The organism is [Clostridium] clostridioforme AGR2157, assembly GCF_000424325.1.
Lineage (GTDB): Bacteria > Bacillota > Clostridia > Lachnospirales > Lachnospiraceae > Enterocloster > Enterocloster clostridioformis_A.
Genome location: NZ_AUJR01000012.1, coordinates 65423 through 84087, shown reverse-complemented (window position 1 = coordinate 84087; position 18665 = coordinate 65423). Strand labels below are relative to the sequence as shown.

General features: G+C 49.2%; 18 protein-coding genes and 1 pseudogene. 16 read left to right on the top strand and 3 right to left on the bottom strand.

Annotated features, from left to right (window positions below; genetic code table 11):
- The first annotated feature begins 11 nt into the window (after positions 1–11).
- From G614_RS0107400 to G614_RS0107370, 6 genes are all read left to right on the top strand, one after another.
- On the top strand, positions 12–1136 hold the full coding sequence (locus G614_RS0107400) for a TRAP transporter substrate-binding protein (protein ID WP_027641459.1): 1125 nt from the start codon (positions 12–14) through the stop codon (positions 1134–1136).
- 11 nt (positions 1137–1147) lie between these two features.
- Complete coding sequence (locus tag G614_RS0107395) at positions 1148–2281, top strand: metallo-dependent hydrolase (protein ID WP_027641458.1); 1134 nt, start codon at positions 1148–1150, stop codon at positions 2279–2281.
- A 17-nt stretch (positions 2282–2298) separates the two neighbouring features.
- On the top strand, positions 2299–2508 hold the full coding sequence (locus tag G614_RS0107390) for a hypothetical protein (RefSeq protein ID WP_155245029.1): 210 nt from the start codon (positions 2299–2301) through the stop codon (positions 2506–2508).
- Between the two features lie 305 nt (positions 2509–2813).
- A complete protein-coding gene (locus G614_RS0107385) occupies positions 2814–3638 on the top strand; it encodes a TrmH family RNA methyltransferase (protein ID WP_022202697.1) in 825 nt (274 codons plus the stop codon).
- A gap of 236 nt (positions 3639–3874) precedes the next feature.
- A complete protein-coding gene (locus G614_RS0107375) occupies positions 3875–4354 on the top strand; it encodes a flavodoxin (RefSeq protein WP_027641456.1) in 480 nt (159 codons plus the stop codon).
- A 14-nt stretch (positions 4355–4368) separates the two neighbouring features.
- On the top strand, positions 4369–5484 hold the full coding sequence (locus tag G614_RS0107370; protein WP_022200650.1) for an aldo/keto reductase: 1116 nt from the start codon (positions 4369–4371) through the stop codon (positions 5482–5484).
- A gap of 63 nt (positions 5485–5547) precedes the next feature.
- Here the strand turns inward: G614_RS0107370 and G614_RS0107365 are convergent, their stop codons facing one another.
- The gene (locus tag G614_RS0107365) at positions 5548–6390 is read right to left on the bottom strand and encodes a DegV family protein (protein WP_027641455.1); all 843 of its coding nucleotides are present in this window, start codon (positions 6388–6390) and stop codon (positions 5548–5550) included.
- Positions 6391–6661: 271 nt separating this feature from the next.
- Here G614_RS0107365 and G614_RS0107360 point away from each other — a divergent pair, with 271 nt between their 5' ends.
- From G614_RS0107360 to G614_RS0107345, 4 genes are read left to right on the top strand one after another with little or no spacing between them, the layout of a single operon-like run.
- The gene (locus G614_RS0107360) at positions 6662–7807 is read left to right on the top strand and encodes an ABC transporter substrate-binding protein (RefSeq protein WP_027641454.1); all 1146 of its coding nucleotides are present in this window, start codon (positions 6662–6664) and stop codon (positions 7805–7807) included.
- A gap of 12 nt (positions 7808–7819) precedes the next feature.
- Complete coding sequence (locus G614_RS0107355; RefSeq protein WP_027641453.1) at positions 7820–8806, top strand: FecCD family ABC transporter permease; 987 nt, start codon at positions 7820–7822, stop codon at positions 8804–8806.
- Between the two features lies 1 nt (position 8807).
- Positions 8808–9590: an ABC transporter ATP-binding protein gene (locus G614_RS0107350; RefSeq protein ID WP_027641452.1), complete on the top strand. Its 783-nt coding sequence runs from the start codon at positions 8808–8810 to the stop codon at positions 9588–9590.
- Between the two features lie 12 nt (positions 9591–9602).
- On the top strand, positions 9603–11213 hold the full coding sequence (locus tag G614_RS0107345) for an aldehyde ferredoxin oxidoreductase N-terminal domain-containing protein (protein WP_027641451.1): 1611 nt from the start codon (positions 9603–9605) through the stop codon (positions 11211–11213).
- 159 nt (positions 11214–11372) lie between these two features.
- Here the strand turns inward: G614_RS0107345 and G614_RS0107340 are convergent.
- A pseudogene (locus tag G614_RS0107340) lies at positions 11373–11552 on the bottom strand (YdeI/OmpD-associated family protein); the annotation flags it as partial.
- A gap of 28 nt (positions 11553–11580) precedes the next feature.
- Positions 11581–11844 carry an AraC family transcriptional regulator gene (locus tag G614_RS0107335; protein WP_242828021.1) on the bottom strand — a complete coding sequence of 88 codons (264 nt, stop codon included), beginning with the start codon at positions 11842–11844 and terminating at the stop codon, positions 11581–11583.
- A gap of 459 nt (positions 11845–12303) precedes the next feature.
- On the opposite strand from G614_RS0107335, the gene G614_RS0107325 reads away from it, so the two are divergent.
- The 6 genes from G614_RS0107325 to G614_RS0107300 all read left to right on the top strand — a co-directional run bounded on the left by G614_RS0107325 (position 12304) and on the right by G614_RS0107300 (position 18663).
- On the top strand, positions 12304–13689 hold the full coding sequence (locus G614_RS0107325) for an FAD-dependent oxidoreductase (protein ID WP_027641448.1): 1386 nt from the start codon (positions 12304–12306) through the stop codon (positions 13687–13689).
- A 198-nt stretch (positions 13690–13887) separates the two neighbouring features.
- Complete coding sequence (locus G614_RS0107320; protein WP_027641447.1) at positions 13888–15042, top strand: sulfurtransferase; 1155 nt, start codon at positions 13888–13890, stop codon at positions 15040–15042.
- A gap of 70 nt (positions 15043–15112) precedes the next feature.
- The gene (locus G614_RS0107315) at positions 15113–15550 is read left to right on the top strand and encodes a hypothetical protein (RefSeq protein ID WP_027641446.1); all 438 of its coding nucleotides are present in this window, start codon (positions 15113–15115) and stop codon (positions 15548–15550) included.
- A gap of 22 nt (positions 15551–15572) precedes the next feature.
- Positions 15573–16322, top strand: coding sequence for a TVP38/TMEM64 family protein (locus tag G614_RS0107310; protein ID WP_027641445.1), 750 nt, complete (start codon positions 15573–15575; stop codon positions 16320–16322).
- The gene (locus tag G614_RS0107305; protein WP_027641444.1) at positions 16288–17271 is read left to right on the top strand and encodes a (Fe-S)-binding protein; all 984 of its coding nucleotides are present in this window, start codon (positions 16288–16290) and stop codon (positions 17269–17271) included. The genes G614_RS0107310 and G614_RS0107305 overlap by 35 nt, the downstream gene beginning before the upstream one ends.
- Positions 17272–17331: 60 nt before the next feature.
- Positions 17332–18663: a TIGR04283 family arsenosugar biosynthesis glycosyltransferase gene (locus G614_RS0107300; protein ID WP_027641443.1), complete on the top strand. Its 1332-nt coding sequence runs from the start codon at positions 17332–17334 to the stop codon at positions 18661–18663.
- Positions 18664–18665: the final 2 nt, after the last annotated feature.

Below are 18665 nucleotides of genomic sequence, written 5' to 3'. Positions count from 1 at the left end.
GGAGAATAGTGATGAGAAAATTAGCAGCAATGGTGGCAGTGTCTATGGTAATATCCCTGTCGGGATGCGGTTTTTCAGGAAGTGATGGAGGAAAAGTAAGCAGTACTTCCGGAGCTTCCCAGACTGAAGCACAGGCAGAAGCACAGGCAGAAGCACAGGCAGAAGCACAGGCAAAAGACGATGGTTCGGCGTCCGGAACTACAGGAGAATTTCCGGAATATCACTGGACAGCAGCCATGTCGGTGGCTGAAAACACTATAAATTACATGATGGTTGAAAAATTTGCTCAGCTCCTGGATGAACGGTCAGGGGGAAGGATTACGGTTGACATTTACCCCGGAGGGCAGCTGGGCAATACAACCGAATTTACGGAAGCAGTTATCGGCGGTTCCATCGATATCGGTACAGGCATGACAACGGACCTTGTTGACTTCATACCATCCTACGCTGTCTTTGACATGCCAAATCTTTTCGCCAATGTGGAACAGATGAGAGCCGTGCTGAGCGGTGGCCTTGTAAGTGCTTTGGATGAATATAATAATCAGGGAGGAATTGAGATGCTGGGCTTTTCCGATGCCGGCTTCAGACAGCTTACCTCCAATAAACCAGTGCATCAGCTGGCCGATTTACAAGGTCAGAAAATTCGTGTCATGACGAATCAGTACCACATTGCGTATTGGAATGCCCTTGGCGCGGCGGCAACTCCTATGCAGTTTACGGAAGTGTTTATGGGACTTCAGCAGGGAACCATTGACGGGGAGGAGAATCCTTATATGAATATCGTGGGCAATAACATGCAGGAGGTCCAGAAATATGTAATTGAGACAAATCATATCGGCCATATTATTACATTTTTCATGAATTATAATTTGTATCAGAGCCTCCCGGAAGATGTAAGAGCTCTTGTGGATGAATGTGCTGAGGAGGCAACGGCCTATGCGAACAGCAAGGCAGATGAGAGTATAGCAGAATATAAGAAAACATGTGAAGACGCCGGATGTGAGATAATTGTCTTGGACGACAAGGTGATGGGAGAGTTAAAAGAAAAAGCATCCGTGGTTTATGACATGGTAAGGGAAAACACGGGTGATGAGCTTGTGGATCAGCTGCTGGCAGCAATCAATGAAGCGAAATAAGGAGTAAACAGGTGGGAACATTATTAATCAGAAGTGGAAAAGTATATAATCCGGCCAGGCATGAATGGAGCTATAAGGATATTGCGGTTAAGGATGGAAGGATTATGGAAGGACTCCCGTCAGGAGACTGTGAGGTGGTGGATGCTTCTGGTTGTATCGTCACAGCAGGACTGATTGATTACCATGTTCATTATTTTAACCATGGTACAGAAAACGGTGTAAATCCGGACGCGGCTTCCTTTCCATGCGGAATCACCACCGTTGTGGACGGAGGAAGCTGCGGCGCTGCCAATTACGAGATGTACCGCAGGAGCGTGATGTCTTTCAGCGATGTGCGTATTCTGAACATGCTCCTTATGGGAAGCGGGGGCCAGACCACGAATCAGTATCCGGAACGCCTGGAGGAACGGTATTTTGACCGTGACAAAATACACACATTGTTCAGGACATACCCGGACAACCTGGTAGGCCTGAAACTGAGACTGTCAGCGGACATCATCGGGGAGAATGAGGCGGAGAAATCCCTGAGAGCTACGGTTGCGGTTGCAGAGGAACTTGGCTGTAATATATGCGTACATATCACGGACCCCGCGATGGATTTGGAGAAGCTTGCAGGGATGCTGCGCAGGAAAGACGTGATATGCCATGTCTATCAGGGAAAGGGCAGAGAAACGATTCTGGATGAAAACGGAGCGGTTCGAAAAGGAATCATGGATGCAAGGGAGAGGGGAGTATTATTTGATGCCAGCAATGGCTGTAATAATTATGACCTGGAGATCTCCCGGAAGGCCGTGAAACAGGGATTTATACCGGACATTATCAGTTCTGACATCAATACCGCTGGTTTTTATCTCCAGCCCCTTCACAGCCTGCCAAGGATAATGAGCAAATATCTGGATATGGGAATGTGCCTGGAAAAGGTGCTGGATGCAGCAACCGTTTGCCCGGCACAGCTGATTGGAAGGGAAGAACTGGCGTCCCTGGACATGGGCAGTACTGCGGATGTGGCCATTCTTAAGCTGGTAGAAAAGGAGGTATGTTACAGCGACCGGAATGGACATACATTTACCGGACATCAGGTCATTGTTCCGCAAATGACCATAAAAGGCGGCAAGGTAATGTATTGCCAGGCTGATTTTACATAAAACAGAAGGAAGTAAAGATGATGCCCAAAATCATTAAAATGGAAGTATATGTCATTACCGCCATTGTTGCATTAGCCAGGGCGGTTGAAAATACGGTCAAGTTCCGCAATCCGTTTCTTTGCCTGTCCAACCAGCGCCGCCTGCGCTTCAATTCCTTTTCCATCGCTTCATGGGTATTACGGAAAATCTTCTGCTGTGAGCAGTCGCCGGAGAGCCGGAAGCCGTAAACACCGTTTTGCAGCATTGCAGCACACGCATTAAGCATTTGTTCAAATATCAAGGGCATTTCAACAGGGGTGTATGGTATGTTACGCAATAGGGGCGATTTGCCCTGCATTTATGCGGTAAATCCTAGGTGATGTGTTAGTACAAATGCTTCCTTATCACTGTAAAACCAAGTGTTTTGTCCTGTCTTTTTTCAGAAAACCATGGATTCTCAGGACGCTATATACTATAATAAACAATCAGAAGGGGAAAACAATAATAGTAACCAACAAAAGGTAACCAACAAAAGGAAACCAGGAGATACCATATGCCAAATATAATTGAGATAACCGATTTTGCCGCTCCGGAGCTTGATGTTTACGCCCGGCTTACAGAGGGGCAGCTGCTGAACCGCCACGAACCGGACAAGGGCATTTTTATAGCGGAAAGTCCCAAGGTCATAGAGCGCGCTCTGGACGCGGGGTGCGTACCCATATCCATGCTGATGGAAATGAAGCATGTGGAAAGCCAGGCCAGGGAAATCATCAGGCGCTGCGGTGATATTCCTGTGTATGCAGCAGAATTTGACGTGCTGACACAGCTGACCGGATTTCATCTTACGCGGGGGATGCTGTGCGCAATGTACCGTCCGCCTATGCCCGGGCCTGAGGAAATCTGTGCAGGCGCGCGGCGGATTGCTGTGCTGGAACATGTCATGAATCCCACCAATGTAGGTGCCATATTCCGTTCCGCTGCAGCCCTGAACATGGATGGAGTCCTGCTGACATCTGCCTGCAGCAATCCTCTGTACCGCCGTGCCATCCGGGTGAGCATGGGGACTGTATTCCAGATACCCTGGACGTTTCTGGACAGCGGATTATCCTGGCCTCAGGAGGGAATTGGACGTTTGCATGAGCTGGGATTTAAGACTGCGGCAATGGCTTTAAATGATGATTCTGTCAGCATTGATGATGCAGGATTGATGTCAGAGGAAAAGCTGGCCATTATCCTGGGCACGGAAGGGGACGGGCTGGCAGCAGGGACCATTGCTGACTGCGATTACACGGTCCGCATTCCCATGTCCCATGGCGTGGATTCCTTAAATGTTGCAGCAGCAAGCGCGGTTGCCTTTTGGCAGCTGGGCCGCAGGTAAATGATACATACATAGTAAAAGGTGAAGAATTGGTTAACTCCCGGAAACCGTCCTGAATGCATTGGAGGATGGAGAGGACGGATACAGGCTGCATCCACCCTTTATAATGTGCTGCTGTCTGTCACTGGAATTGGAAAGGCGGTTAGTTCAGCTGAGGAATGACTTGGGAACTCATGGAAACAGTTTATATGAGAACCGGATGATAAAAATTAATATGAATCAGGGAGGAAAACACGATGAGTAAAACATTAGTAGCATATTTTTCCGCCAGCGGCGTCACTGCTAAGCTGGCAAAGTCATTGGCACAGGTAACAGGTGCTGATTTGCACGAAATACAGCCCGCAGAGCCGTATTCATCCGCTGACCTGGACTGGACAAATAAGAAGAGCCGCAGCAGCGTGGAGATGAATGACCCGTCCTACCGACCGGCCATTGGCAATCAGGTGGCGGATATGGAGCAGTATGATACGGTCTTTGTGGGATTCCCCATCTGGTGGTACGTAGCTCCCACCATCATTAACACATTCCTGGAAAGCTATGACTTCTCAGGCAAGACAGTGATTCCCTTTGCGACTTCCGGCGGCAGCGGCATGGGTGACACGGACCGGGTATTAAAAGGCTGCTGTTCCCGGGATACCCGCTGGAAACAGGGCAGACGGTTCGGCAGTGTGAAGGCCGCTGATCTTAAGTCATGGGTGGACGGCCTTGGATTATAGGAGGAAGCACAAAGATGGCATATTTAGGTGAGGAAATAAAGAAGCTGGGTTTTGGCCTGATGAGGCTGCCGCAAAAAGACGGCGTAATTGACATAGAACAGACGAAACAAATGACAGATTTGTTTCTGGAGGCAGGCTTTACCTATTTTGATACGGCATGGGCCTATGCAGGCAGCGAGGATGCCATCCGCCAGGCATTGGTAGAACGGTATCCCCGCAGCCGGTTCCAGCTGGCGACCAAGAACGCTGCATGGATTAACTGCAGGAGCAGGGAGGAAGCAGCTGCACAGTTTGACACTTCCTTAAAGCAGACAGGAGCCGGATATTTTGATTTTTACCTGCTGCATAACCTGGGAGAGAGCCGAACCCATTTTTTCGATGACTATGATATGTGGGGATTTGTTCAGGAGAAAAAGGCGCAGGGTCTGATTAAGCATGTGGGATTTTCCTTCCACTCAACGCCTGAGGAGCTGGATGAACTGTTGACCAGGCATCCGGAAATGGAATTTGTCCAGCTTCAAATCAATTATGCTGACTGGGATTACCCGGCCGTGCAGTCCGGACGATGCTATGAGGTGGCCAGAAAGCACGGAAAACCAGTGGTAATCATGGAGCCTGTAAAAGGCGGTATGCTGGCCAATCCGCCGGAGTCTGTCCTGAACATTCTGAAGAAGGCAGAACCGGACAGGTCGGCTGCGTCCTGGGCCATCCGTTTTGCGGCCGGTCTGGAAGGCGTTATTACTGTGCTCTCCGGTATGAGCAGCCTGGAGCAGATGGAGGATAATCTTTCCAGCATGAAGGATTTTAACGGCCTGACCCCGGAGGAGCAGAGGACACTGGATGCTGCACAGAGGGAGATTAACCGGATTCCCCTGATTCCATGCACTACCTGCAATTACTGCGCCAAGGTATGTCCCAATAACATTGGCATATCCGGTTCATTTACAGCCATGAATTATCTGACCCTTTATAGGGATAAGGCGGCTGCCGCTCATCAGGAGGACTGGCTGGTTGGAGGGCATGGAAAAAAGAAAGCCGCAGAATGTATCAAATGCGGCAAGTGTGAACAGGTCTGTCCCCAGCATATTGCCATTCGGGAAGAACTGGCAAGGGCGGCGGAGGCACTGTAACTTTTATAGGTCCAACTGTTTCCGGTCCAACTGTTTCCGGGCCGGCCTGCAGGTACATACCTGCTACAGACGGAGCACGCCGATTCCCACCAGACCGGGGCCGGTGTGTACGGCCAGGGAGGCAGTGATGGCTTTTTCCATAATCAGACGTCCTTCCGGGATGCCGGCAATCAGCCGGGGCTTCAGTTCATCGGACGCTTCCTGTCCCTGGCCGTTCAACAGGGCGGTCAGGCAGGGGCGGCCGCCAGCAAAGGAACTGGCTTCCGCCAGCAGTCTGAAGAGTCCCCGCTTTGCGCCGCGTATCTTCGCAGCAGTGTAATATACCCCGTCATCATTGCAGGAGATGATGGGCTTAATGTTTAGGATGCTGCCTGCCGCAGAGGTGACCAGACCGATTCGGCCTCCCTTGCGCAGATAGGTCAGTGTATCCATGTAATAGAATACCTTGGAATCCTTAACTTTTCCGGGAAGCATTTCTTTCAGTTCATCAAAGCTTTTCCCTTCTTCTAACTGCATCCCGGCCCATACAGCCAGGATACCGGCCCCAAAGGATATGTTTCTGGTGTCCAGCACAAAGGAAGTCAGGTCCTTTTCATCCCCCAGAACACTGGCAACCGTATTATATGTACCGCTTAAGCCGCTGGAAATACAGAATGCCAGCACATGAGTATAACCCTCTGCCTTGATTTCTTCAACCATATCTTTCACATCCTGGGGACTGGGTGTTGAAGTGGCGGGAATTTCGCCCGGAAAACGCTGATAAATGGCCTCAGGAAGGATGTCCACGCCGTCAATATAATCCCGTTCCGGATAAATGATATGAAGGGGCATCACCTTCATGTGAAATCTCTGGACTATCTCATGGGATACGTCGCAGCCAGAGTCAATTAGAATAACAGTTTTCATACAACACCTCCATACGTAGTATTAAATACTATATATAAAAGTATCTCATAACACAATGCCTGTGTCAACATGAAATTTGCCTCGCATTGTTCCCGATGCCAATAAAAATAAAGGGGATATGCGGGAGGAATACCACTGCTATTTCAGTCATGTGTATAGATAAAAACAATTTCAGATAAAAGAGTATAAATATAAGCTATTTGTGGTAATTTTCTCAAATGATATAATGTATAGGGTAAATATACATATGATACAGACAGGGGAGAAGAAGATGAAAAAAATATTGGCAATTTTATTGAGCGCATCGCTTGTCATGGCTTCCATGACCGGCTGTTCTTCACAGACAGGAGAAAACCAGGTCCAGTCAGAGACAGAAGGACAGAAGGCCGAATCACAGGCAGCTGTGCCGGATACCCAAACCCAGACAGAAGCAGCGGAGGTAGAAGCGGTAAAAGAGGAGCCCTCTTCGGCTGCGGATGCCGGAACATCAGGGGCAATAAAAATCACGGATGCGGTTGGAAGGGAAGTTGTATTAGATAAGCCGGCGGACAAAATCGTAAGCGGGTATTATATCACCACCTCCATGATGATTGCATTGGGGATTGAGGATAAACTGGTTGGTATCGAGTCAAAGGCAGCATCCAGGCCCATTTATGGATTGGCGGCGCCTGAACTTTTGAATCTACCGGATGTGGGGACTGCGAGGGAATTTAATTTAGAGGGGTGCATATCCCTTGAGCCGGACCTTGTAGTACTTCCAAAGCGTTTGTCTGAACAGGCCGAGACTTTATCCGGCATGGGTATTGCAGCATTAGTGGTCAATCCGGAGGATACGGATTTGCTTTTGCAGACCATTTCCATGATTGGACAGGCAGCAGGGGCAGAAGAACAGGCAGAGAAACTGATTTCATATTATGATACAAAGCTTGAGGAATTAGATAAAATTTCAGGGGAAAAGACGGAAAAGCCATCGGTCTACATTGCAGGAACCAGCAGCGTACTGACAGCGGCTACTCCGGCCATGTACCAGAACAGTGTGATTGAAACAGCAGGAGGTGTAAATGCTGCCAGTGATTTGACCGATAAAGGCTGGGCCAATATATCGTATGAACAGTTGATTGCGTACAATCCTGACATTCTTGTAATCATCCCGGAAGCGGATTTTACAAAAGAAGATGTGATGAAGGATGGGCAGCTGGCTGAAATCAATGCAGTCAAGAACGCGCAGGTGTATGAAATGCCGGAAGACTTCGAGGCATGGGATTCACCGGTTCCTTCCGGCATCCTGGGATGCATGTGGCTTTCCAGTATTATCAATGAGGATAAGTATCCCTTTGATACATTTGCAGGCGAAGCAGCTGATTTTTATAAAGAATTTTATCATACAGACATTGATACGGCATTGATTACAAAGTAAAGGTATACACGATTGAAACAGAAAGAATCACACATTTACCTGGGAGCGGCTGCCGTTACCATAGCTGCATTCCTGATTTCCCTTTATGTTGGAAAATACAATCTGACTTTGAAGGAAATATTTCAAATTTGTACCGGAACTGTCTATGAGGGAATGGCGCGCAATGTGTTCTTCACACTGCGTCTGCCCAGAACAATCATGGCATTGCTGGCAGGATTCGGCCTGAGTATGGCAGGGGCCGTATATCAAAATATTTTTAAAAATCCATTGGCTGCACCTGACTTGATTGGTGTAGCCAATGGTGCTACTGCGGGTGCTGCATTTTCAATTGTATGCCTTCATGGGGGGATGATTCTGGCAGCTGGGAGTTCGTTTGTGGGAGGCATAACAGCGGTGGCTGCCGTGGTTGTCCTGGCTGGATTTGTGAGACAGAGAACATCGGCAACTTATGTGCTGGCAGGCATTGCTGTAAAGGCTGCGGCAGAAGCGTTTGTCATGGCCATGAAATATTTTGCTGACCCGGACAAACAGCTGTCTGCCATTGATTATTGGGCAATGGGAAGCTTTGCAAATATCACAATGGATAAGCTGAGAGTGATTTTTCCTGTTTTCCTGGCGGGCTTCATTGGAATCATTTTGTTAAGATGGCAGATTACGCTGCTGTCCCTGGGAGATGATGAGGCGCGGATGCTTGGGATGAGGGTAAATCTGGTACGGTGTATTGTATTGGGATTTTCTACGCTTCTGGTGGCTTCCACGGTCTGTGTAACAGGAATCATCAGTTTTATTGGGTTGGTGGCCCCGCATATTGCCAGAATGCTGCTTAAGAAAAGCGATTTTGGGACATGCATACTAAGCGGGCTGACAGGCGCGTCAATCATGATGGCTGCGGACTGCTTCGCAAGGAGTATGGCTGGAAGCGAGGTTCCTATCAGCATACTGACATCCGTATGCGGGGTTCCCTTATTGGTATACCTTCTCTGTAAAAGGGGGGACTAGAATGGAAACGGTTCTGTTAGAGATTAAGGATATGTCGGTTTCCTATGGAAAAAGGGAAGTAATCAAGCATTGTGACATAAGCTTGAGAGAAGGAAAACTGACTGCGCTTTTAGGGCTGAACGGGTCCGGTAAGACAACCATGCTAAAGGCATCCTGCGGACTCCTTAGGGGAAGGTCTGCGGTTTGGAGGGTCTGCGGCGAGGATGCTTATAAGATGAATGAAAAGCGAAAAGCTCAGTTAATCAGTTATGTCCCTCAGAAAAACACAATCATCTACAGTATTTCCACAACCGATGTGGTTGCCATGGGTTTCAATCCATATCTGAACTTTTTTTCCACGCCGTCCAAAGGGCAAAAGGAAGAGGCCCGGGGCGTCATCCGGGAATTGGGGCTGGAGGAAAAGGCGGATGCGGACTTTATGTCGCTGAGCGAGGGACAGAAACAGCTGATTATCCTGGCCAGGGCAATGGTACAAAATGCCCCGGTCATGCTTTTTGATGAGCCGGACAGCGCATTGGATTTTTTGAACCACCATCTGATTCTGTCAAAAATAAGGGAACTTATTCACAGGGAAGGAAAATGCGGTTTGATTACACTGCACGACCCTAATTTTGCATTGGAATATTGTGACGAGATTCTGATTCTGAAAAATGGGAGAGTCAGGGATTCATTCATGCCGGGACTTCTGAGCGCCGGGGAGGTGCAGAAGAAGATGTCCCTATTATTCTATAAGATAGAAATATTAGAGCATAATGAGAAATTCGTTCTGGTAAAGTCCATATAGAAAGGGATTGAAATGGAGAAGATTTTAAAAGCGGATTTGACCACTGAAAGAATAGAAGTCCTGGACTATGAGCCAAAGTCGTGGGGCTGTTATGGGCGGGGGCTTGCCCTGGAACTGGTGGCTTCCAGCGTACCCCATTATGCAGGGCGCTATTCGTCGGAAAATGCAATTGCCCTTGTTCCGGGCATACTGACCGGATGTAAGGTTGCCAGCTGCTGCAGGGTTACCATTGCTTCCAAAAGAGGAAAGGGAGAAGGCCTGCAGGTCTGTAATGTTTCAGGGAACCTTCCGCAGAAGATGGCATCCCTGTCAATTGCAGGTCTGTTGATTTGCGGGAAATCCACTGAGAAAAATGCTGTCTTGCATATAAGGGAAGATTCGGCTGAAATAATCCACATGCCGGAATTAGAGGGGAAAGATACAGGAACCATAGTGGAACGCTTAAAGAAACGGTTCGGGGCGGATGCAGCCATACTGGGAGTCGGGAAAACAGCGGACATGCAGCTTTCCCTGAGTACTTTTTTCTGTACCTACCCGGATGGGGATCCGGAATACCACTGTCCCCGAAACGGGTTTGGGGATATTCCGGGAAGCAAGGGGCTCAGGGCAGTGGTGGTTACAGGAAACGGATATTTTGGGCGTGAGTGCCGGGATAGGGACAACTTTTTTAAAACCGGAAAAAGGCTGGCCCGTATCATCCTGGAAAGCGAGGTGTGCGGTCAGGCCCTTCCGGCCTATGGCTCCATCACTTTGCTGGAACTCCTAAAGGATAAAGAAAAGAGGACAGATTTCCTGAAAAGGGACAGTCAGAAGCTTTACGGCAGGATGCAGGAACCTTCCGTAAGGAAATCAGCGGCAGAGAAGCAGAAAGAGGGGCGGAGGGAAGTCAGAAAGACTAACTACTGCTGCGCGCCTATGTGCGTGGTGGGGTGTTTAAACCGGCATATGTCCAATGATGGAGAGGCATATATTTCTCCTGACCAGAGCGAGGTCATGGCGGCTTTAAAAAGAGGCTTTAATATTGATGATATGGCATTTACAAAACAGGTACAGAAAAGAGCCATGGACCTTGGCATAACAGGGACAGAGTTTGTCACTGCCGCTAAGATGTACCTCAGCGCAGAGGGGAAAAGGCAGGACAGAGAGAGTATTCTTGGCTTGTTGGAGGAGATTGACCAGGGAACACTGACCGGAAGGATTGTGGCATCCAGAACAGAAGGCATCTTAAGATTGTACCCGGACAGAGAGGACCTGGTTCCCCTGTTGGACCGGAAGGCAATTGATGATGAAATGCGGTTTGACGTCCGCCTGGAAAAGATAGATGAACGCTACCAGTCGGTACCGGATATAGAGTACCTGTACGACCAGATATTTGTTCTGGAAAATCTGGGATTCTGTATTTTTACTTCGTTTGCATTGTTAAACAACAGGGAGGCAATGGAGTTGATGGCGGAATTATTCACATACAGGACAGGCGTTAAAGCGGACTTTATTCAGCTTATGGAGTATGCCAAAAGCTGCCGGGAAAAAGAAAGAAAATTTGAGGAGGATAACTCTATCCGAAATATGAGTGCAAATATACCTCCCTTTACAAAAGTACTCTATCGCTACTTTGAAAAATAGTGCCGTTACATTGAAAAACGGTCCGGCGGCCCGGACAGCGGTTAACCACTGGATACAATTTACATATTGCCAGCCCCTTGAATAATTGAGTGAAGATTGGAATGAATAACAGGATAAGGTCCCGGCGCTGGAGCAACATCATAGATACCACCAATGGCGCTACGGCCTGCTGCGCTGGTGCACGGGGAGGAGGAGGGAAAGGTTCTTTTTCTCCAGCCGTTCCACCATCCATGCAAAGCGCCTGGCGCGCCCCGCGTCTGTCTTGGCATCATAATAAGCCATGGTATAGGTCTTTTGAACAGACGGAGACATTCCCTGAAAATTCAGATATGCCGGTTCTGTTATTGTCATTATTAACTCAGATTTATTACTGAAATGGAAGAAGGCAGCGCTCTAAAATCACAATGCTGGAGGCGGCGGACAAAAATTCCTGTGTGGTGAGCATGGACTTTTGATGCTGCTTCAGTTCTTCATGGCGGAAATTCCGGCGGTACTCCTTGGGGGAACAGCCATACTGCCGCCTGAAGCCGCTGTTAAAATATTTGGAATCAGAAAAACCGCAGGACATACAGATGGCAGCTTCCCCCACGGCTGGCAGAGACAAAAAGGAAAAGCCATTGAGAAGAGTCACACATTGTCCATCTGTCCCATACAATATACCATAATCATATTTAAAAGGAGGATTTGATATGTGTTGTAATAGATGCTGCTGCAGATGCTGCAGGTGTTGTAGATGCTGTAGAGGGTGTGGCTCCAATCAGAATGACTGGGACAACAACTGGTGGCCGGTATGGGACCCGTGTGCAGGTGAGAGACGGTGGGCTAACCGCGCCGGCTTTAACGACGGATACAGAGTGGGATTTGAAGACGGGAGACGGAACTGGCGTCCCTGCAACAGATAAAACAGGAGGGCGGGTACCGGCGCATTGGCCGGGTCCGCCTTTTTGCGTGGGTCGATGAGAGACGGGTTGAGAGAGCCGGGCCAAGCGCGTGTTTCATTATAAACAGAATGTTTCAAAATAATACCTTTCATATTTTGTCTTTTCCGGGGAACAATAACCATTAGTACGCATTGCTGGGAGGTCATGAAATGGAATCTATATGGTTAAAAGATATACGTGAGAATACGGAACATCCGGCACAGTCAGGTCCCGCGGACACGGGCCGCAAAAGCAGGACAGACCTTCCATCCAGGGCAGAGGTGGCTGTGATAGGCGCGGGAATTGCGGGAATGCTATGCGCCCGCATGCTTGCGGACCAGGGCGCAGATGTGGCGGTTCTGGAGGCCAGGGTGGCAGGCCACGGTCAGACAAAGAATACCACGGCAAAAATCACATCCCAGCACGGCCTTATCTATGACAAATTGGTCAGGACAATGGGGCATGACAGGGCTTTGCTGTATGCAAGGGCTAACCAAAGCGCCATTGAGGAATATGAGAGGATGATTCGGGCCCGGAACATTGACTGCGGCTTTGTCCGTCTTCCTGCCTGTCTCTATTCAAAGGAGGAAAGAGGAAGGATACATCTGGAAAAGGAGTACAGTGCAGCTGTAAGCCTTGGACTTCCGGCTGTCCTGACATCTGACACCAGCCTGCCCTTTCCGGTAACAGAGGCGCTTTTATTTGAAAATCAGGCGCAGTTTCATCCGCTGAAATTTCTTGAGGCTGTCAGGGAGGGAATCCCTGTCTTTGAACACACTGCGGTGCAAAAGGTGGAGGGGCATCGTCTGATTACGGACCGGGGAATCATGGAGGCAGAGAAAATTATTTTTGCCTGCCATTATCCATTTCAGAATGTGCCTGGATTTTATTTTGCCAGGATGCATCAGGAACGCAGCTATGTGCTGGCACTGGAGGCCGTAGGCGGGAAGCAGGTTAATCTGGACGGCATGTATTATGGCGTTGATGAGGATGGACTGTCCTTTCGAAAGGCAGGTCCCTATATTCTGATTGGAGGCGGAGGACACCGCACAGGAGAAGGGTGTGACAGATCTTCCTTTGAATACCTGAGAGGTCAGGCCAGAACCCTGTGGCCGGATTTGAGGATTGTTTCAGAGTGGGCGGCACAGGACTGTATGACGCTGGATGCTGTTCCCTATATCGGAAAATATTCCCGTCTGCGGCCGTACTGGTATATAGCAACCGGTTTCCAGAAATGGGGAATGACCGGTTCCATGGTCTCGGCACTGATTTTAAGGAATCTGGTCATGGGCATAGAGAGCCCGTGGGAACAGGTTTTTTCTCCTCAGAGATGGACATGGAGGGCATCTGCGGGCTCCTTTTTTAAGGAAGGATATCACGCTTTACGCGGTCTTACCGCCTTCGGGACTCCCAGATGTCCGCATATGGGCTGCAGGCTGTCCTGGAACCAGGAGGAACACAGCTGGGACTGTCCATGCCATGGCTCTCGGTTTTCTGAAAATGGCAGTTTGATTGACAATCCTGCCCAGACTGATTTAAAGGCGGATAAGAGATAGATGTCAAAACCGAGAGGAGTTTTCGTGGTACCGGGAAGTCCGGGACTTTTTAGAGGTTTATGTTATAAAAAAAAACTATATATAACACAAAACATATATATCACGTCGATTGGACAAAACAAGCAGGTGTTTTTATAATCAAAGTAACATTACATTATTTATACTGAGACAATACGAAACCGGGAGTGGAAAATAATTATGAAGAGAAGATTTTTAGGCATTGTTTTATGCACTGCTGCATTACTGGCAGCAGGGTGTTCTTCCAATACAGATGCTTCAATGACGGCAGCCGGGTCAAACAGCAGCGCGGCAGCTGGCATGGCAGCGGATACAAGCGCGGATACGACAAAGGACACAGCCGCGGCAAAGGTAGAAACAGGTGAAGAGACAGGGAATCCATCTGCTGTAAAGGCGGACCCGGTTGAGAAGAAAAAGGTCTATGTGTCACCTGACTGGGTACAGAGTGTTTTGGACGGGAACCAGGAGGAGTCAGAGGATTACATGATTCTGGAATGTGCCTGGGGAACCATCCAGGATGCTGGTGCTTATAAGGACGGCCACATCAAGGGCGCCTACCATATGAATACAGATGATATTGAATCGGATGAGTACTGGAATATCCGGACTCCGGAAGAAATAAAGAACCTGATGGCTGAATACGGAATCACGAAAGATACAACTGTTATCTGCTATAGCGATAAGGGTACGAATTCAGCGGATGACCGGGTGGCATTCACCCTTTTATGGGCCGGAGTGGAGAATGTAAAATGTCTGGACGGCGGTTATGAGGCCTGGCTTGAGAGCGGCTACGAGACTGAGAAAACTATCAATACCCCGCAGGCCGCTGACAAGGAGTTCGGCGTGGAAATCCCGGCCCATCCTGAATACATCCTGTCCATTGACCAGGTAAAGGAAAAGCTGGCAGATGACGATAACTTTAAGCTGGTCAGCATCCGCAGCAGGGACGAATTCCTGGGCAAGACAAGCGGATATGGATACATTGACAGGGCAGGCGAACCTGAGGGCGCTGTCTGGGGACATGATACGGATGATGGCTCTTATAATAATGAGGACGGAACCACTGCCGGACTGGATGTATTAAAAGGATATCTGGAGGAATCCGGGGCTTCCCTTGACAACGAGCTGTCCTTTTACTGCGGCACAGGCTGGAGAGCTGCCATCCCGTTCCTCATTTGCTATGAAAATGGAATGACCAACATGACCATGTACGACGGCGGCTGGTACCAGTGGCAGATGGATGATTCCCTTCCGGTACAGGTGGGGGACCCGGCAAAAAGTGACTGCCGGTTTACCACGGTGGGACAGCTGTCCACGGACAAGGCTAAGAAATAAAGAATGATGTAGATAAGCGTTGCGTCTTGATTAAGTCCAACGCTTATTAAATGTAAAAGGGAAAATGGTTATGAAGAAAGCTGCATATATATCTGTGACAATACTGGAAATCCTGTGCCTGGCAGGGGCATGGGCCGTTCAGTATTTTACCCGCAGGAAAATGGGGATGGCACGGTACGTGGTGTATAAAAACCGGGGCTGGGAAGCCAGATATCCCATGGAATTGCTGGCAAATGGGGCTGCGCTTCTGATGGTGGTCCTGACCGTGATGCTTCTTCTCTATTTCCTGAGACAGAGAAGGAACCTGACAAAAACAGTGTGGCTTATGAATGCAGGTATGATAGCGCTGACATCTGCTTATGGGGGATTTACATGGATGAATTCAGCGGATGAGGTTCGGGCTTACTATTTCATCAGTGCGATACTGGGGGGCGTGTCCCTGATTCAGGTTGTGAAGACATGGATTGGAATGTTGGTGTGCAGGCATGGCCGGCAGGGAATGGGATGAAACGCAGGGTAAGGAACAGAGGATGAAGGAAAGCAAAAAGCATAATAAAAAGAATATTAAAAAGCTGGCATCATTCACCGGAATCATCCTGGCGGTATTGGTCTGCAACCATGTATTTGGCTGGTCGGCCTATTTAAGCGGGAAAGGTACGCTTAAGTTCCTGGGACGGATGGCAGAGGAACACATGGCGGCTGCAATTGGCGCCTACATGGTAATCACAGTGATTGGCTGTGTGGTGCTCACACTGCCGGGGGTTACTTTTGCCATCCTGGCAGGCCTGTTGTTTGGTCCGGTGCTGGGAACTGCCTGCTGTACAGTGGCAGCCACCCTGGGGGCCATGGCTGCTTTCCTGACAGGACGTTTTTTCCTGAAGGACAGTATCAAACCTGTGGTTATGAAGAATAAATACCTGAAAAAATGGCTTTTTGACGAGACAGGGAAAAATGAACTGTTTGTGCTGATGATTACAAGGCTGGTTCCGCTGTTTCCCTATAACCTGCAGAATTTCGCATATGGAGTCACGGATATTCCCTTTGGTACCTATTCCATATGTTCCTTCTTCTTCATGCTGCCCGGAACAGCCATGTACACAGTGGGAACAGCGGGCCTGGCTGACAAGGAGAACCGGGTTTTCTATTTTATCATTACAGCTGTGCTGGCGGCTGTTGTCATTGGATTTGGCATGTTCTTTAAGAAAAAGTACGTATTGCAGGAGACTGAGGAAAGGTTGGAAGAGAATGGACGGAATGTTCAGGATGAAGGACAGCGATAAATGCATACACTGCCGCATCTGCCAGAAAAACTGCTCCTTCTTAAGTAAGTACGGCCTTGATGTCGGCGACACGTCAGAACTTAAGAAACTGGCCTATCACTGTTTTCTGTGCGGGACCTGTACCCAGGTTTGCCCGCTGGGAATTGACGGCAGGTCTGTTATCCTGGAAATGCGGAGGGAAAGCGTGGAGGAAAATCACGGGAAATGTCCGGAAAAAGGATATGCCATGCTCCTTGCGGAAAAGCGGAATTATATTTACCGGAACAAACGGCGTCTTGCGGGCAGAAGCATCCTGTTTCCGGGATGTAATTTCCCTTCCTTTTATCCAAAGACCACCAGGAAATTAGTCAGCCTGCTGGAAGAAAAGGAGGATATGGGAGTCCTGTTTGACTGCTGCGGCAAACCGGTGGCAGAACTTGGCCTTCAAAGGGACGAGGACAACATTGTCCGGAGGATAAATGAAAATGTTCGTAAGGCAGGGGCTTCGGAGGCCGTGATGCTTTGTCCCAACTGTTATGATTTCCTGAAGGATAAGCTGGAGGTACGGGTCATCAGTATTTATGAGAAATTATCCCGGCTGGGAATCGGACGGCAGGTGGAAGAAAATGGGGCCCTGTTCCTCCCGTGCCCTGACAGGGAGAGAAGACAGTGGGTGGAATGGCTGTCTCCATTTCTGAAGAATGCGCCTGAAACGGTGCGGGATGTGCAGTGCTGCGGCCTGGGAGGGTGTGCCGGGGGCAAGGAGCCGGACCTGGCTGGAAATATGGCTGGCCGGATTGCAGGACAGGGATATGAACATATTTTTACTTACTGCGCGTCCTGTGCGGGGAACCTCACCCGCAACGGCTGCCAGGGGGTCATGCACCTGCTGCCTGAGATTCTGGAATGTGACGAGCGGCCGGATATCAGGAAGTCAATGGTCAACCGGATGATGACAAAATTCTGGTGATGGTTTGGATAAACGGCCCTGGTGGAGGATGTAATAGAGATATTGGAGAGAATCTTATAGATGAATCGTGCAATCATTATTTTTACAAGGGTTCCGGCTCCCGGACAGACAAAGACCAGGATGATGCCTGTTCTTGGCCCGGAGGAATGCGCCCGCCTTCATACCTGCTTTTTGGAAGACATAAAGAGGGAATGCGGGAACGTGGAAGGGGAGCTTTTTATCTGCTTCACACCGGATGATGGCAGGGAGCTTTTATATCCGGTTTTTGGCAGGGGTGAACATTACATTCCCCAAAGAGGCAGAGGTCTGGGAGAGCGGATGTATCAGGCTGTGCGTGAGGTGCTGGGCCGGGGATATGACTCATGTATACTCATGGGAACCGATGTGCCTGAGGTAAAGGCAGCATATCTGGAGCGTGCATTTGACCTGCTTAAACATCACGATGTGGTTCTGGGACCTACCAGGGACGGGGGATATTATCTGGTGGGCATGAAGAAACCCTGGCGGACTGTGTTTGACATGGAAGAATATGGACATGGCTCCGTGCTTCGCGATACCGTGTTACGGCTTAAGACGGCGGGATGCACGGTTGGATTTACGGAAACCCTGCAGGACATGGATACTTACCGGGACCTTCAGGCATACCGCCGGAGAATGCGGGAGGACAAGGGGCTGCAGAAGACATCCACGGGGCGGTATTTGGCAAAAACCAGCCGCATCTCCATCATTGTCCCTGTCTACAATGAGGAGAAGACCATTTGCCGGATGCAGGACCAGCTGGAACCGTTGAGAGGGAAATGCGAAATCCTGTTTGTGGACGGCGGAAGCAGAGACAGGACATTGGAATTGATTCGTCCATGGGTTAGAGTCATACATTCGGAAAAGGGACGGGCAAAGCAGATGAATACGGGAGCTGTGAAGAGCCATGGCGACATCCTGTTTTTTCTCCACTGCGACAGTGAGCTGCCTCCCCGTCCGCTGGCTGAGATACGCAGGGTGATGAGGGACCACAGTGCAGGATGTTTCGGCATTGCCTTTCATTCGCGGAATTTTTTCATGTTCACCTGCCGTGTGATTTCAAACCACCGGATTAAGGACCGCAAGGTTATGTTTGGGGACCAGGGCATCTTTGTGGACCGCAGTCTGTTCTTCGATGCAGGCATGTTTCCGGAGATTCCTGTGATGGAGGATTACCAGTTTTCGCTGACGCTTAAGGAGCGGGGGGTAAAGCTGGGAATGACAGGACGCCGCATTTATACATCGGATAGGCGTTTTCCAAAAGGAACCCTGCCTAAGCTTAAACTGATGTGGAAAATGAACCGGCTGCGAAAGATGTACCGGGACCAGGTGCCCATTGAAGAGATTGACCGGATGTACAGGGATGTGAGGTGATA

What these genes read in the sequence shown, in the direction of transcription:
- G614_RS0107400 (WP_027641459.1), top strand. Translation starts at nt 12, where the DNA reads ATGAGAAAATTAGCAGCAATGGTGGCAGTGTCTATGGTAATATCCCTG.
- G614_RS0107390 (WP_155245029.1), top strand. Translation starts at nt 2,299, where the DNA reads ATGATGCCCAAAATCATTAAAATGGAAGTATATGTCATTACCGCCATT.
- G614_RS0107385 (WP_022202697.1), top strand. Translation starts at nt 2,814, where the DNA reads ATGCCAAATATAATTGAGATAACCGATTTTGCCGCTCCGGAGCTTGAT.
- G614_RS0107375 (WP_027641456.1), top strand. Translation starts at nt 3,875, where the DNA reads ATGAGTAAAACATTAGTAGCATATTTTTCCGCCAGCGGCGTCACTGCT.
- G614_RS0107370 (WP_022200650.1), top strand. Translation starts at nt 4,369, where the DNA reads ATGGCATATTTAGGTGAGGAAATAAAGAAGCTGGGTTTTGGCCTGATG.
- G614_RS0107365 (WP_027641455.1), bottom strand. Translation starts at nt 6,390, where the DNA reads ATGAAAACTGTTATTCTAATTGACTCTGGCTGCGACGTATCCCATGAG.
- G614_RS0107360 (WP_027641454.1), top strand. Translation starts at nt 6,662, where the DNA reads ATGAAAAAAATATTGGCAATTTTATTGAGCGCATCGCTTGTCATGGCT.
- G614_RS0107350 (WP_027641452.1), top strand. Translation starts at nt 8,808, where the DNA reads ATGGAAACGGTTCTGTTAGAGATTAAGGATATGTCGGTTTCCTATGGA.
- G614_RS0107345 (WP_027641451.1), top strand. Translation starts at nt 9,603, where the DNA reads ATGGAGAAGATTTTAAAAGCGGATTTGACCACTGAAAGAATAGAAGTC.
- G614_RS0107325 (WP_027641448.1), top strand. Translation starts at nt 12,304, where the DNA reads ATGGAATCTATATGGTTAAAAGATATACGTGAGAATACGGAACATCCG.
- G614_RS0107320 (WP_027641447.1), top strand. Translation starts at nt 13,888, where the DNA reads ATGAAGAGAAGATTTTTAGGCATTGTTTTATGCACTGCTGCATTACTG.
- G614_RS0107315 (WP_027641446.1), top strand. Translation starts at nt 15,113, where the DNA reads ATGAAGAAAGCTGCATATATATCTGTGACAATACTGGAAATCCTGTGC.
- G614_RS0107310 (WP_027641445.1), top strand. Translation starts at nt 15,573, where the DNA reads ATGAAGGAAAGCAAAAAGCATAATAAAAAGAATATTAAAAAGCTGGCA.
- G614_RS0107305 (WP_027641444.1), top strand. Translation starts at nt 16,288, where the DNA reads ATGGACGGAATGTTCAGGATGAAGGACAGCGATAAATGCATACACTGC.
- G614_RS0107300 (WP_027641443.1), top strand. Translation starts at nt 17,332, where the DNA reads ATGAATCGTGCAATCATTATTTTTACAAGGGTTCCGGCTCCCGGACAG.